This is a genomic window from Bacteroidales bacterium (assembly GCA_022647615.1).
In the GTDB taxonomy this organism is placed as follows: domain Bacteria; phylum Bacteroidota; class Bacteroidia; order Bacteroidales; family UBA932; genus Egerieousia.
Map to the genome: position 1 here is coordinate 1,219,440 of JALCKZ010000001.1, position 15,176 is coordinate 1,234,615.

Below are 15,176 nucleotides of genomic sequence, written 5' to 3' on the forward strand. Positions count from 1 at the left end.
AACATTTATGAAGAAGTATTTAGTTATGGCGGCTTTAAGTATTTTTTGCGCAATGCCGCTTTGCGCGCAGACAAACAGAGCGTATGTTAAAAAAGGTGTTGTCAATCCAAAAGTTGTAACGTCTCAGACCGGTCCTGTATCTAAAGTTCAGAAAACAGGATATGTAAATACGGAGACAATTTTGGAGGCGCTTCCGGAGTACAAAGTTGCAAAGGAAAAACTTGAGGCTCTTAACAAGCAGTATAAGGCAAAGGTTGATAATGAGTACTCTGCGATAGAGAAACTTTATAATTCTTACCAGCAGCAGAAATCTGCGCTTAATTCCACTCAAAGGCAAATGAAAGAGAATGAGATAATTGAGAAGGAGAAAGCTGCAAAAGACTTACAGAAATCTTATTTTGGACAGGATGGTACAATGCAGAAAAAATCTGACGAGCTTCTTGGACCGGTAAGAGATAAAGTACAAAAGGCGATTAACGCAGTTGCCCAGGAGGGAGATTTTATGATTATCTTTGACGTCTCTTCTCTTAAGGGTGTGGTTTATACTAATGCTGAAAGTGATTTGAGCAGCGTTGTAATAAGCAGACTGAATGCACAGTAATTCAGTGGCTTGGAATAGTATAGCCTTGGCATTAAAGAGATAGTTTTCAAAAAGAAAAATAAATAATATTAATTTTAGAAATAACATGAAGAAAATTTTAACACTGCTGACAGTTGCTTTTGCCGCCCTTGCGGTTACAATGGTTCCGGGAAAGGCTTCAGCGCAAACTTTTAAATTTGGTCACATTAATTCTCAACTGCTTGTTGCACTTATGCCTGAGAGAGATTCCGCTGTAGTTAAAATACAGAAATACTCTAGTGATTTGGAGGAGACGTATACTGGCATGCAGAATGACTTTAATGCCAAAGCTAAGGCTTATCAGGATAATAAAGCTACTTGGAGCCAGACAATACTAGATGCAAAGACTCAGGAACTTAATGATTTGCAGCAGCGCATGCAGCAATTCGGAGAGACCGCACAGAAAGATTTGAGCGCTCGCCAGGAGACATTAATGGGACCTGTCGCTGAGAAAGCACAGGCTGCTATTGACAAGGTTGCAAAGTCTCATGGCTTTACCTACATTTTTGATACCTCAATTGGTGCTCTTATCTACATCAATGAGACTCAAAGCGAGGATATTCTTCCTCTATGCAAGGCAGAACTTAAAATCCCTGCAAGCAAGACGAAGCCTACTCAATTTGGACAGCAAGCTGCTGAATCAAAGCCGGCTGCAAAGTAAGTTTGAATAATCTTAATTTAAAGGCGCCCCGTCAGGGACGCCTTTTTTATTTTATTGCAAATTATTATAAATCAGGGATGTAAGGTAAAAATGAAGTTTTGTTAAAATTTGTAACAGATTTGTTTCTTTTTTCTTGTAACCTATAAGAAAATTGCATATATTTGTGTCCGGCGGCAGAGGGGAATTTTAATTGGGAAATTTCTTTAATAGTAATTATATATTTAAATATTTAAATAAAAAATGGAACACAAGGTAATAGATGCACAAGATGTGGTCATCAGATTCACAGGTGATTCCGGAGACGGCATGCAGCTGACAGGTACTCTGTTTGCAGATGCTTCCGCTCTTTATGGAAATGAGATTTCTACATTTCCGGATTATCCTGCAGAAATCCGCGCTCCACAGGGGACTGTGTCCGGAGTTTCCGGTTTTCAAGTGCATATTGGACAGGCAAATGTAAAGACGCCAGGTGACTTGGCAGATGTGCTGGTATCAATGAATCCGGCCGCTTTGATGGCAAATGCAAAGTTTGCAAAACCGGGCGGAAGTATCATTCTGGACCAGGACTCATTTGACGAGCAAGGACTGGAAAAGGCCGGCTTTAAGACATTGGATCCTATCAAAGAGCTTAAGCTAGAGGATTATAACGTTATTTGGGCGCCAATTACTTCTCTAACAAAAGAGAGCCTTAAGGATAGCGGCTTGGACCCTAAATCAATTGTAAGGTGCAAGAATATCTTCACATTGGGCATGTGTTATTTTATGTTCAGCCGTCCTCTTAATTTCACGGAAGATTATCTAAAGAAAAAATTTGCAAAAAAACCGGCGCTTGTAGCTCCTAATATTAAGGTACTTAACGACGGTTATAATTATGCTCACAATACTCACGCAATAGGTAATACTTACACTATCGAACCGGCAAAATTGGAACCGGGAGTTTACAGAAGCATCAGCGGAAACCAGGCAACTGCATGGGGTCTTATCGCTGCTTCTGAAAAATCCGGAAGACCTTTGTTTGCAGGCTCTTATCCTATTACACCTGCTACAGCAATTCTAGAGGAACTTGCAATTCACAAGGAGCTTGGAGTTGTTACAATGCAGTGCGAAGATGAGATTGCAGGAATATGCACATCTATTGGAGCTGCTTATGCAGGAAGCATGGCAGTTACTACAACATCAGGTCCCGGTCTTTCATTAAAGTCTGAGGCAATGGGACTTGCATGCATGACGGAACTTCCTATCGTAATTGTAGATGTTCAGAGAAGCGGCCCTTCTACCGGTATCCCTACAAAGACCGAGCAGACAGATTTGGATCAGGCTCTTTACGGAAGAAACGGAGAGTGCCCAATCATGGTAATGTGCGCACGCACTCCATCTGATTGTTTCAGAGCAGCTTTCTATGCCGGCAAATTTGCAATGGAGCACATGATGCCTGTTATCTTCTTGTCAGAAGGTTATCTTGGAAATGGCAACGAGCCATGGAAGATTCCATCAATGAAGGATTTCCCTTCTATTACGCCTCCTATCGTAACAAAGTGCGAGGGTAAATTTAAACCTTATGAGAGAGATCCAAAGACATTTGTAAGAAAATGGGCTCTTCCTGGAACACCGGGTCTTGAGCATAGAGTAGGTGGTTTGGAGAAAGCTCCTGCCGGCCCTCTATCATCTGATCCTGAGAACCATGCAAGAATGGTTGCAGCCCGTGCGGCAAAAGTTGCTGCAATGGCAGACTTCATTCCTGCGCAGGAAGTTATTGGCAATCAAGAGGGCGACATTCTTCTTGTTGGTTTCGGCGGAACTTACGGACATCTATATACAGCTACTACTCAGCTTCTTAACGAGGGAGTTAAAGTTGGATTTGCAGGATTTGATTACATCAACCCGCTTCCAAAAAATACTGCCGATGTATTTAAGAAGTTTAAGAAGATTCTTGTATGCGAGCTAAACAGCGGACAATTTGCAGATTATTTGCGCGCTAAACTTCCGCAGTTTAAGTATGAGCAATTTAATAAAGTTCAGGGCCAGCCATTTATGGTTCATGAGATTGTAGATGCAGTTAAGAATCTTAAATAAGGAGGAATAGTTATGAAATATACACAACAAGATTTTAAAAGCGATCAGATAGTTAAGTGGTGCCCGGGCTGCGGAGATCATGCGGTTCTTGCATCAGTCTTAAGGGCAATGCCTGAGGTTTGCGAGGCCAGGGGCTATAGCAAAGAGCAGTTTGTATTTGTTTCAGGTATAGGTTGTTCCAGCCGTTTCCCTTATTACATGAATACTTACGGATTCCACGGAATTCACGGAAGAGCATCTGCTCTTGCAACAGGAATTAAAGTTGCTAATCCTCATCTTTCCGTTTGGCAGATGACCGGTGACGGCGACGCTCTTGCAATTGGCGGAAACCATTTTATTCATGCAATCAGAAGAAACATTGATACAAATATCATCCTGTTTAACAACAGAATATACGGTTTAACAAAAGGACAGTATTCTCCAACTTCCAAATATGGAATGGTTACAAAGACTTCCCCTTACGGAACAATTGAGTATCCGTTTACTCCGGGCGAACTTGTTCTTGGAGCAAGAGGTACTTTCTTTGCCAGAAGCTTGGACTCAGAACTTGCTTTAAACCAGGAAATTATGGTAAGAGCAGCATTGCATGACGGAACCTCTGTTATTGAGATGCTTGTTAACTGCATGATTTACAATAATGGAACACATGCTGAGATTTCTGACCGCTCCGTACGTGCAGATAGAACAATTGTTCTTAAGGACGGAGAGCCTATGATTTTTGGAACTAACAGAGATAAAGGAATTATTCTTGACGGTCTTAAACTTAAAGTTGTTAAGATTGGAGAGAACGGAATTACAGAGAAGGATTTGCTTGTCCATAATTCTAAGGAGGACAACTTTGGTATCCACAGCATGCTTGTAGATATGAAGTATCCGGATTATCCTGTTGCTTTGGGAGTTATCAGAGATGTAGCTGATAAGACCTATGATGACAGCATTTATGCGCAGATTGACCAGGTTAAATCCAAGGCCAAGGTAAAGTGCATGGATGACCTGCTTCACAGCGGCGCTACATGGGAGGTTAAGTAATTGAATTTGTCGGCAAAAAAAAGTTTCAAATTATAAGCACATTGTGCAGAAAAAAGTTATAAATTTGAATGCTTTTTTGAGATATGGCAGAGATTTTGAATAAAGAACTGCAAAGACAAAAAAAATTAAAACAGAATATTTTATTTATTTACAATAGTTTAACATTAATAAATTCATAATTATATGAAAGCAGCAAAAATAATGGCAGACTTGGAAAAGAAGTACGGCCAGGAAAAAGAGTATCTTCAGGCAGTTAAAGAAGTACTTGAATCAATAGAGGAAGAGTACAACAAACATCCTGAGTTTGAGAAAGCTAAAATTGTAGAGAGAATTGTTATCCCAGAGAGAATATTCTCTTTCAAAGTTGTTTGGGTTGACGATAAAGGCGAAATCCAAATTAACAACGGATATCGTGTTCAGTTCAACAGCGCTATAGGACCTTACAAAGGCGGACTTAGATTCCATCCTTCTGTAAACCTTTCTATCTTAAAGTTCTTGGGCTTTGAGCAGACATTTAAGAATTCACTTACTACCCTTCCTATGGGTGGTGGCAAAGGTGGTTCTGACTTTGACCCAGTTGGAAAATCTGACAATGAGGTTATGAGATTCTGCCAGGCATTCATGATGGAATTGTGGAGAGTTATTGGCAAGGATACAGATATACCTGCAGGTGATATAGGAGTTGGCGGAAGAGAGATCGGTTTCATGTACGGAATGTACAAGAAGCTTGCAAGAGAGTACAATACAGGCGTTTTGACAGGCAAAGGCCAGCTATGGGGCGGTTCACTTGTTCGTCCTGAGGCTACAGGTTTTGGCGCTCTTTATTTTGCACAGCATATGCTTCATAAGGCAGGCAAAGACATTAAAGGTCTTAAGGTTGCCATCAGCGGCTTTGGTAATGTTGCATGGGGAGCTTGCACAAAGGCTACTCAGCTAGGTGCTAAGGTTGTTGCTATTTCTGGTCCCGATGGTGTCATCTCTATTCCTAACGGAATGAACCAGAAGATGATTGATTATATGCTTGACCTAAGAGCTACTAACCAAAACATCGTTGCTCCATTTGCAAAGAAATTCCCTGAGTCTAAGTTTATTGCAGGAAAGAAAGCTTGGAGCGTTAAGTGTGATGTCGCTTTCCCTTGCGCTTATCAGAATGAGGTTTCCGAGGCTGATGCTAAGGAGCTTTTGAAGAACGGTACATGGGCAGTTGCTGAGGTTTCCAACATGGGTTGCCAGCCTGCAGCTATTGAGGCATTCCAGAAGGCTAAGATTTTGTTTGCTCCAGGTAAGGCTGTTAACGCCGGTGGAGTTGCAACTTCAGGTCTTGAGATGACTCAGAATGCTGAGCATATCAGCTGGTCTGCTAAAGAGGTTGATGATAGACTTCATTCTATCATGGAGAGCATCCACAATGCTTGCGTTGAATACGGTACTGAGAAAGGTGGTTATATTAACTACGTTAAGGGTGCCAACATCGCCGGCTTCATGAAGGTTGCTCACGCTATGCTTGATCAGGGTATTATCTAATTGATAACTACTTATAAAGAAAAGGCCCGCAGTTTCTGCGGGCTTTTTTTTATGCTTTTTGTATTCTTTTTTTTATGCTTGTGCTCATGAATTTTATGTGAAATTTTTATGCTTTCAGTAATAATGGTAAGACAAAAAGTAATAAGTATAAATCTGTCGGGAATAATAGAAATACCTTTGTGATGTTAAAATTGTTAGATTAGCATTGTAAAAAGAGTTTGTTATGAAAGCGCAAAAAAACAATAATCTCAATGGGATAGCTAAGGAGACCGGCGAGATTGTAAAGATTGATACCGTCCAGAAATACAATGATTTATTTGGGCTGGAAACTTTGAATCCGCTGGTGACAGTTGTGGATTTTTCCACTATGCCGCCGATAGCCGGAGTGCGCGCGGCATACTCTCTTTACTGTGTTTTTCTTAAGGAGGTTAAGTGCGGAGACATGACATATGGCAGGCAGAAGTATGATTATCAGGAGGGTACGGTGGTCACAACTGCGCCTGGACAAGTGTACGGCTTTATTACAAAGGAGAAACATATTGTACCAAAAGGATGGGGACTTATTTTTCATCCAGATTTGATAAGAGGAACGTCTCTGGGACAGAATATTTTAAACTACCATTTCTTTTCTTATGAAGTTAATGAAGCATTGCATCTGTCTGAAAAAGAGCGTGCTATAGTAATTGACTGCATGAAGAAAATTCAGGGCGAGCTGCATCATGATATAGATAAGCACAGCAAGAAGCTGATTGTCCGCAATATAGAGCTGCTGCTTGATTATTGCGATAGGTTTTATGACAGGCAGTTTATTACAAGAGAGAATGAAAATAAAGATATTCTAACAAGATTTGAAAGTTTGCTTAACCAATATTACACTTCCGGAAGGGCTGAAAATGAGGGTGTTCCAAGTGTTGCACAGTGTGCAGAGAAGTTAAATTTATCATCAAATTATTTTGGGGATTTAATGAAAAAGGAGACAGGAATTTCTGCACAGGAACATATTCAAAAGTTTGTAATAGAGCAGGCAAAAGAGAAACTTTTGGAGGGAACAAGGTCTGTGAGCGAGGTGGCGTATGAGTTGGGATTCAAGTATCCGCAGCATTTTACAAGGCTTTTTAAGCAGCAAGTTGGTTTCACTCCAAATGACTATAGATCAAAGAATTAGCAAAAGTTAAATTTGTTTGTCGATAAATTTTAACTGTTTGTCGATAAATTTTAGCTGATTGCGGTGCATATCCCTATGTTTTAGGCATATACGCCGCTTTCATTTTATTACTGGCACTGGTTTTGACTAATTTTGTAGCGTACTAGACCAAAAATATTAAAGTTAAAACCACACAATTATGAAACGCAAAAGTGAAAAGGCGGATGGCCCCAAGGAGGGCAACCCTTTAGGCGTTATTAACAATTATTTTAAGTTCTTATTTTTTTGTTTTACAGCATTTTGCTTCCTTACTTCCTGTATAAAAGACGGCAGTTCATCTGATGGTTCCGGCAGCGTTTCAAGCACCGGTATGACAACAGCTTCTGCCTCAGACCCTACAATTACAATTCCAACGGAGACCACAATTAATGCAAATGGTTCCGGAAATTCTTTAGCGGATGATTCATCCGGCGATGCTGTTGATTCAGCCGATGATGATTATTTGGAAAATTCAACTTTTTCAACTCCTGTAACAATTACATATTCAGGAACATCTGCGGCGTTGTCCGCACTCCCTTCCGGTATCACTGCAGTTGTGGATGGAGCAAATGTGACAATTACTTCCACAATAAAAAATGTATACTATACGCTGTCGGGAACTACAACAGACGGTTCATTAAAAATTTACAGCGACAAGAAATTTGAGCTGATTTTTAACGGAGTAAATATTACAAGTACTACCGGGGCGGCAATTAATATTCAATCTTCAAAGACAACTTTTGCTGTGCTTACTTCCGGTACAACTAATACTCTTGCTGATGCCAGCAGTTATTCTAATGTTCCATCTGCGGAGGATTGTAAGGGAACTTTTTTCAGCGAGGGGCAAATTGTTTTTAGCGGCACCGGAAAGCTCTCTGTACAAGGTAATTACAAGCATGCAATATGCAGCGACGATTATGTTCGCATTCGTCATGGAGCAACTGTTTTTGTTACCGGGGCCGTTAAGGACGGGATACATGTTAATGATAAGTTTGTGATGACTGGCGGTTTGCTGAATGTTACTTCTGCGGGAGATGCTGTTGAGGCGGAAGAGGGAACCATAGAAGTTAATGGAGGAGAGATAGTTATAAAATCTGTCGGTGACGGACTTAAAGCCAGTTATGAAAAAGTTGATACTAATAATGATGGCGTAGATGATAATGGAATTACCCCTTATGTAAAAGTTACCGGCGGAAAAATTACAAGCACAACTACGGGAGAGAAAGGACATGGAATTAATTCTACAGGTGACGTAACCATAAGCGGAGGAACTCTTGCATTGCAGGCAGGAGGCAATGGGGCAAAGGCAATTAAGAGTGATGCAAACGTCTCAATTACAGGAGGTACGCTCACTTTAAAAACCACCGGTCCGGCATTTTATGATACGGATGATAAAGATATTTCTTCTCCTGCATGCATAAACGCAGATGGAAATTTGACTTTTAGCGGCGCAACTTTGGATGCAAAATCTACTGGTGCTGCTGGCAAAGGAATTTCTGTTGACGGGACGGCTACATTTTCAGGTGGAACAATTAGTATTGTCACGACAGGTCAGAAGTATACGTACGGTAATGATGATTCATCTCCAAAAGGTATTAAGGCAGAGGGAAATCTTGCAATTGACGGAGGTGCAATTGCGGTTGTTACTTCAGGTGGAGAGGGGAGCGAAGGCATTGAGAGCAAGGCAATTCTGACAATAAATAACGGTACCATAGAGGTGCAGAGTTATGATGACTGCATTAATGCGGCTAAATCAATTGTTATTAACGGCGGCAAAACTTATTGTTTCAGCTCAAATAATGATGCGATAGATTCCAATGGTACTATGACAATTACGGGCGGCGTTACTTTAGCTGTCGGGACTACAACACCTGAGGCGGGATTTGACTGTGACCAAAATACTTTCACTATTACGGGCGGAATTATAATTGGCACAGGAGGAGACAGCAGCACTCCTTCCAGTTCTACAACTCAAAACACTCTGCTTTACGGAGGTTCAGGCGGTGCGGGGAATTGCGTAAACATTACAAATTCCAGCGGCAACAGCGTAATTATGTTTAAGATTCCAAAGACCTACAGCTCAATGGTTTTGCTGGTCTCAACTCCAAGCTTTGCAACATCTTCTACATATAATATTTACGGCGGAGGGAGCATAAGCGGAGGAACATCTTTCCATAATTATTACACGGATGCAACATATTCCGGAGGTTCAAAAATAACCTCATTTACAACCAGCAGCACCGTGACAAAAGTTGGCACGTTTACAAACGGCGGAGGCGACAATCCGGGCGGCGGAGGACAGCCGGGGAGATAAAAAGTTAAAAATTAATCTGGGATAACACATTGTACTAAAACCATTTAATATTAAGGGTTATGAAAAAAAAATTATTATTTGCATTTATTATTGCAGCTGCAATATTGGCTGCAGAATGCACAGGAGGAAGCGGCACCGTTACTAGTGCAAGTACTGGTGCTACTACGGGAACTACCACAGGAGGTACTACAACCGGAGGAACAACTACAACTTCTTCATCCAGCGGAGTTTATACTCTGTCTGACGGGAGTTCAACCACACTATCAGGAAAGACCTACACATCTACAACGGCAGACCAAAATGCCATAAAAGTTACAAACGGGACATTGACTCTCACAAATGATACAATTGTAAAGAGCGCCGGAGATGCCTCAGATTCTGACGGCAGCAGTTTTTACGGAACCAATGCAGCTATCTTAGCATCAGGCAGTTCTGCAAAAGTTGTTATGAGCGGAGGAAAAATTACCACAAGCGCTAAAGGTGCAAATGCAATTGTTGCCTATGGCGGAACCGTTACAGTAAGCGACGTTACAATGAATTGCACCAGCAATCTGTCGCGAGGCATACATGCAACAGGTGGCGGCACTATTAATGCGACCAATCTAACTATCACAACAGCAGGCAGCAACAGCTCTGTAATAGCGACAGATAGAGGTGGCGGTACCGTTACAGTTACTGGAGGAACATACAAAACTACGGGAACAGATTGTGCGGTAATTTATTCAACCGGCACAATCACCGTAAATAATATCACAGGCTCTTCATCCCAGGGAGAAATTGGAGTCATTGAGGGAAGTAACTCAATTACAATTAATAACAGCTCCATCTCATCCAGCTCAAGCTCCCGCGCAATGATGATTTTGCAGAGCGGCTCCGGTGATGCATCCGGTTACGACGGAAAAATAAACGTGAACGGAGGTACGCTAACTTCCACAAGCTCAACGGCTCCGCTAATTGAAATAACTACCAGCACTACGGGCACGGTTACTTTAACAGATGCAACATTAAGCATTGCATCAGGTAATTTGTTGAAAGTAGATTACAATACAAGGTGGTCAACAACAAGTCCGGTTGCATATCTGATACTTGCGGGTACTTCCGGAAAAACTTACACGGGAAATATTTTAGTAGACTCCTACGGAACTGCTACAGTAACAGTTAACAGCGGTATTGTTTGGAGCGGGGCTTACAATAATGCAAACACGGGCAAATCAACTAAGGCTGTTATTAACGGAACATGGAATTTGACCGGCAATTCTTATGTGGGCACAATCACCAATAACGGAACGATTAATAAAAACGGTTATACCTTAACCTACAGCACTTTAACCGGTTCAGGAACTTTACAGTAAAAGATTATTGAGTGCAATAAAAAAGCGGGCTATACCCGCTTTTTTTATTGTAAATATTACCCTTAGTCATCGTCCGCATCTTTTGTATACGTTAAGAAGGCGGAACGTCTTATTGCAGGATAAGGAGTTCCGTCTCCTTTTATTGCATGCCACAACATTTGATTGAATTCTACATCGGGCACCGCATCCTCTTTGTTGAAATTGTATTTCTCGCACATTGCCTGCCATTTATCCTTTTTGACATTGCGGTCATCCAAATTGATGTTGGCGGGAAGGAAATGAAAAGCAGTTGTATCTGCGGTTGGAGAGAAACATCTCCACATTGAGCGCGCGCTTGCATCATATTGAGTCATAGGCGGTAAGCCAAGTATAAGTTCCATTGTGCGGAGAACGGAAGTTGTTGTGTAAGGGGTGTGGTCTACAAATCCGCGCTTTACAAAACCGCCTGCAATATAGCAAGGACTTCTGTGCGCATCTACGTGGTCCGCACCGTTTTGCGCGTCATCCTCAACAATAAAAACAACGCTCTCCTTCCAAATAGGCGAGTGGCTAAGGTGGTCTATTATCATCCCGACAGCTAAATCATTGTCTGCCGCAAATGCAAATGGAGTGCGCTGTCCAATTCTCATTCCCATTGTGTGGTCATTTGGAACTCTCACAATTTGAAAATGCGGAACTGCATTTGCAACAACCAGAGAATCAAAATCTTTGACCCATTGTCCGTATCTGATAGTATCTCTTACGGCAAGATTCCAAGGCTCATAAGTTTTGCAAAAATGGTCAGCCAAAGAGGGTACAGATGGAACAAGGACTCCATTTTTTCTATAGACAAATTCTCCATAAGTGCGGTATGAAACTCCCATCTTCTTGCACATGTCCCAAATAAATCCGCTGGTGTTATTTCCCATCTCTTGTGCTCCTTCTCCTGCATAATAATCTCCTCTGCCGCTATAGTAGGTTGGCCATGTCTTCTCCAAAAAGTCATTAGCGTAACCTCCTACAGTCCAGTTATGTCCGTCGCAGCTGACTTCTGCGTTAACATAAAAATTATCCAGCAGCACAAATTGTTTTGCAAGCGCATGGTGATTTGGAGTTACCTTATCTCCAAAAAGCACAAGTGAAGAATCTCCATTTCCCTCCTTGATGTCTCCTAGAACTTGGTCATAAGTTCTGTTCTCTTGTATAATATAAAATACATATTTGATAGGACTTGGATTACCAACTTTTGCAGGAATAGGATTGCCCGGCTCGCCCTCTGCTGTTAAGTCATTTGCCTGATTATAAGGTGTATTGGCATATACTTGTTTTGAATACTCAGCAAGTTTATCATCTACTGGCAAATCTATTTCTGATAGCGCGCCAAGGAAAAGCCCTGCAATGTACTCCACGCCCTGTGTCTTGTGTGAGTCTCCGCTATGATGTCCAAAGTCTTCTCTAACATCCGCAGGCTCAGGACCGTAAGGGTTTGGAGCTGACTTAAGACCTTTGCCGTTTGTAACCCAAAGTTTGCCCGATGCGCATTTTACATTTGTCGGATACCAACCTACAGGTATGAATCCCAGGCATTTGCTCTCTCCTTTTTCTGAAATGTCAAACACTGTGACGCAATTATTATCTGCATTTGCAACATAAAGTTTCTTTCCCTTAGGTGAAATGCACAATCCATTTGTTGTACTACCTGCCAGTGAATTAGGGAACAACGCCGCATTTAAAATCTCCTCAACTCTTTTATTCTGCAAGTCTATCACACTTACGCTGTTATCATCTGCATTTGCAACAAAAAGACGCTCTCCGTCTTTATCCAAACATAGTTCATTTGGGTGATTCCCAACATCATAGCTCTCTGTCCACTCTTGCTTTTTTAGATTCCAAACTTTTACTTTTTTCCCTCCCCAGCAAGAAACATAAGCATTCTCTTCATCCTTGGATAATACTATATCATAGCACTCGCTGCCTGCTGATACTTTCTTAATCAGCTGGTTATAAACTTCTCCGCTGCTGTTTCCAGATTTGTTGTTTCTGTTTTGTAATTCAGCGTTTTTATTTTTGGATTGCCCGTAAATATAAATGCTGTTATCCCTTCTTGTAACTACCAGCAGCTGACCATATTTCTTTGATATTACTATTCCTGACGGACTGATATGATTTGGCCATGGTTTTCCCATTACTATGCTGTCAGCCTGTGCAAGTTTCCCATCATCGCTTACAGAATATATTCTTATTTTATTCTCGTTACCTCCTGACGCATAGAGTGTTTTACTGTCGGGAGAAAAACAGATTCCATACCAGCTCATAGGAATTGTGACATTGTCAGTCTCACGCTCCTCCTTAGTATTAAAGAGCTGAATGCACTGCCTGCCGTATCCGTTGTTGGTCACTGCCAGCCACTTCTGATTTGGAGAAACCGCCATGTTAAGAGGGAGGTCTCCAAGTTTGAATTGCTTCCCAACCGGAGTCAGCTTCCATCCGTTAGGAAGAGTAACAGCTTCCGCTTTAATTGCCTCTCCTGCAGAGTCTTTCTGACTCTCTCCAAGCGCTACAGCCCTTTTTAATTTGCTGGAACTTTTCTCAAATTGCTGCTCTGTTTTCCTGCTTTTCTTTTTGCTTTGTGCTGTTGCATAATTGCAAAATACAGCGGGCATAATTAATAGCATTGCTGCGGCAGCTATTGAGGAAACGGATAAAAATTTTTTCATGATAAAATTATTTCTCTCTGAAATTTATTCCTCACTTCAAAGTTACTCTTCTTAAGGAGTAGTCTTCTCTTCAGAATTATTTCTTCACACAAAGTTAAGAGAATTCACCTCTTTTTATCCGTTTGTATTTTATCTAAAATGCTGTTTTGACGCATTTGTGTAAGCAAAAATGCAAATATTGATTTAATAATTATCGCGATGGATATTATTTTATTAAATTGCGTAACTGAAATTTGAAATTCTAATAAAAATTAACCTAAATAAAAATAGATATTATGGAACTGCCATTTGCAGAATCTTGGAAAATAAAGATGGTTGAACCCATCAGAAAAAGCACTCGCGCAGAACGTGAGGAGTGGCTTAAAAAAGCATATTATAATGTATTTCAACTTAAGGCGGAGGAGGTTTATATAGACCTTCTAACAGACTCAGGCACAGGCTCTATGAGCCAAGGACAATGGGCTGCGCTTATGCTTGGAGATGAGAGCTATGCCGGCGCAACTTCTTTTTATAAGTTTGAGGCGGAAGTTCAAAAAATCACTGGGTTTAAATATGTGATTCCAACTCACCAAGGCCGCGCCGCTGAGAATGTTTTATTCTCTTATTTGGTAAAGCCCGGCAATGTAATTCCAGGAAACGCTCACTTTGATACAACAAAAGGTCATATTGAGAGCCGCAAGGCCAAGGCCATTGATGTAACTGTAGATGAAGCAAAAGACACTCAGCTGGAGATTCCTTTTAAGGGAAATGTAAGCATTGAAAAACTGGAGAAAGTTCTTAAGGAAAATAAGGGGAATGTGCCTTTTATGGTCCTGACAGTTACTAACAATACTGTTGGTGGTCAGCCTGTTAGCATGCAGAATATTAGAGAGACAAGTGAGGTTTGCAAGAAGTACGGAGTTCCAATTGTAATGGATTCAGCGCGTTTTGCAGAGAATGCTTATTTCATTAAAGTGCGTGAGAAAGGGTATGAAAATAAGACCATTAAGGAGATTGCGCTGGAGATGTTTTCTTATGTTGACGGTATGACAATGAGTGCCAAAAAAGATGCTATCGTGAATATGGGAGGCTTTATTGCTACTAATAATAAAGATTGGTATGAAGGGGCAAAAATGTTCTGCATTCCGTTTGAAGGATATATTACTTACGGCGGTTTGAACGGACGTGATTTGAATGCGTTAGCTGTTGGTCTTGAGGAGAATACTGAGTTTGATATGCTTAATACAAGAATACATCAGGTACAGCATCTTGCTGATAAATTGGATGAATACGGGATTCCTTATCAGCGTCCTGCCGGCGGCCATGCAATTTTTGTAGATGCGGATAAAGTTTTGACTCATGTTCCAAAAGAGGAATTTCCTGCACAGACTTTGACTTGCGAGCTTTATCTTGAGGCTGGCGTAAGAGCCTGTGAGATAGGGTATATCTTGGCAGATAGAGATCCTGTTACAAGACAGAATCGTTTTGGAGGTTTGGATTTATTGAGGATGGCTATTCCTAGAAGAGTCTATACAGATAACCACATGGATGTGATTGCTGCCGCTCTTAAGAATGTTTATGACAGGAGAGAGTCAATAACTCACGGTGTTGCAATAGAGTGGGAGGCGCCGCTGATGCGTCACTTTACCGTTAAGCTTAAACGCCTGTAATAATCATCAAGTAATGATAATGAGGCATAAAAAATAACAGGCATTTTGCCTGTTATTTTTTTGTCCGCTAAACAAC

Annotated in this window: 10 protein-coding genes; 9 read left to right on the top strand and 1 reads right to left on the bottom strand. The window is 41.1% G+C overall.

The window, feature by feature from the left end; all coding sequences use genetic code 11:
* Positions 1 to 7: 7 nt before the first annotated feature.
* The 8 genes from LKM37_05280 to LKM37_05315 all read left to right on the top strand — a co-directional run bounded on the left by LKM37_05280 (position 8) and on the right by LKM37_05315 (position 10,755).
* Positions 8 to 601, top strand: a complete 594-nt coding sequence (locus LKM37_05280; protein MCI1720412.1) for an OmpH family outer membrane protein — start codon at positions 8 to 10, stop codon at positions 599 to 601.
* A gap of 85 nt (positions 602 to 686) precedes the next feature.
* Positions 687 to 1,280 carry an OmpH family outer membrane protein gene (locus LKM37_05285; GenBank protein MCI1720413.1) on the top strand — a complete coding sequence of 198 codons (594 nt, stop codon included), beginning with the start codon at positions 687 to 689 and terminating at the stop codon, positions 1,278 to 1,280.
* A gap of 240 nt (positions 1,281 to 1,520) precedes the next feature.
* Positions 1,521 to 3,353: a 2-oxoacid:acceptor oxidoreductase subunit alpha gene (locus LKM37_05290; protein ID MCI1720414.1), complete on the top strand. Its 1,833-nt coding sequence runs from the start codon at positions 1,521 to 1,523 to the stop codon at positions 3,351 to 3,353.
* Between the two features lie 12 nt (positions 3,354 to 3,365).
* Positions 3,366 to 4,382: a 2-oxoacid:ferredoxin oxidoreductase subunit beta gene (locus LKM37_05295; GenBank protein MCI1720415.1), complete on the top strand. Its 1,017-nt coding sequence runs from the start codon at positions 3,366 to 3,368 to the stop codon at positions 4,380 to 4,382.
* A gap of 183 nt (positions 4,383 to 4,565) precedes the next feature.
* Positions 4,566 to 5,906: an NADP-specific glutamate dehydrogenase gene (gene gdhA / locus LKM37_05300; protein ID MCI1720416.1), complete on the top strand. Its 1,341-nt coding sequence runs from the start codon at positions 4,566 to 4,568 to the stop codon at positions 5,904 to 5,906.
* A gap of 223 nt (positions 5,907 to 6,129) precedes the next feature.
* A complete protein-coding gene (locus tag LKM37_05305; protein ID MCI1720417.1) occupies positions 6,130 to 7,071 on the top strand; it encodes a helix-turn-helix transcriptional regulator in 942 nt (313 codons plus the stop codon).
* A gap of 178 nt (positions 7,072 to 7,249) precedes the next feature.
* Complete coding sequence (locus LKM37_05310) at positions 7,250 to 9,403, top strand: carbohydrate-binding domain-containing protein (GenBank protein ID MCI1720418.1); 2,154 nt, start codon at positions 7,250 to 7,252, stop codon at positions 9,401 to 9,403.
* A gap of 59 nt (positions 9,404 to 9,462) precedes the next feature.
* Positions 9,463 to 10,755: a hypothetical protein gene (locus LKM37_05315; GenBank protein ID MCI1720419.1), complete on the top strand. Its 1,293-nt coding sequence runs from the start codon at positions 9,463 to 9,465 to the stop codon at positions 10,753 to 10,755.
* 62 nt (positions 10,756 to 10,817) lie between these two features.
* Here LKM37_05315 and LKM37_05320 read toward each other — a convergent pair whose 3' ends face one another.
* Positions 10,818 to 13,451 carry a bifunctional YncE family protein/alkaline phosphatase family protein gene (locus LKM37_05320; protein MCI1720420.1) on the bottom strand — a complete coding sequence of 878 codons (2,634 nt, stop codon included), beginning with the start codon at positions 13,449 to 13,451 and terminating at the stop codon, positions 10,818 to 10,820.
* 275 nt (positions 13,452 to 13,726) lie between these two features.
* Here LKM37_05320 and LKM37_05325 point away from each other — a divergent pair, with 275 nt between their 5' ends.
* A complete protein-coding gene (locus LKM37_05325) occupies positions 13,727 to 15,100 on the top strand; it encodes a tryptophanase (protein ID MCI1720421.1) in 1,374 nt (457 codons plus the stop codon).
* The last annotated feature ends 76 nt before the right edge of the window (positions 15,101 to 15,176 follow it).

Bases quoted from the DNA above. Each gene is read 5' to 3' on its own strand.
- LKM37_05305 (MCI1720417.1), top strand. From the start codon at position 6,130: ATGAAAGCGCAAAAAAACAATAATCTCAATGGGATAGCTAAGGAGACC.
- LKM37_05285 (MCI1720413.1), top strand. From the start codon at position 687: ATGAAGAAAATTTTAACACTGCTGACAGTTGCTTTTGCCGCCCTTGCG.
- LKM37_05315 (MCI1720419.1), top strand. From the start codon at position 9,463: ATGAAAAAAAAATTATTATTTGCATTTATTATTGCAGCTGCAATATTG.
- LKM37_05310 (MCI1720418.1), top strand. From the start codon at position 7,250: ATGAAACGCAAAAGTGAAAAGGCGGATGGCCCCAAGGAGGGCAACCCT.
- LKM37_05325 (MCI1720421.1), top strand. From the start codon at position 13,727: ATGGAACTGCCATTTGCAGAATCTTGGAAAATAAAGATGGTTGAACCC.
- LKM37_05290 (MCI1720414.1), top strand. From the start codon at position 1,521: ATGGAACACAAGGTAATAGATGCACAAGATGTGGTCATCAGATTCACA.
- gdhA (MCI1720416.1), top strand. From the start codon at position 4,566: ATGAAAGCAGCAAAAATAATGGCAGACTTGGAAAAGAAGTACGGCCAG.
- LKM37_05295 (MCI1720415.1), top strand. From the start codon at position 3,366: ATGAAATATACACAACAAGATTTTAAAAGCGATCAGATAGTTAAGTGG.
- LKM37_05280 (MCI1720412.1), top strand. From the start codon at position 8: ATGAAGAAGTATTTAGTTATGGCGGCTTTAAGTATTTTTTGCGCAATG.
- LKM37_05320 (MCI1720420.1), bottom strand. From the start codon at position 13,451: ATGAAAAAATTTTTATCCGTTTCCTCAATAGCTGCCGCAGCAATGCTA.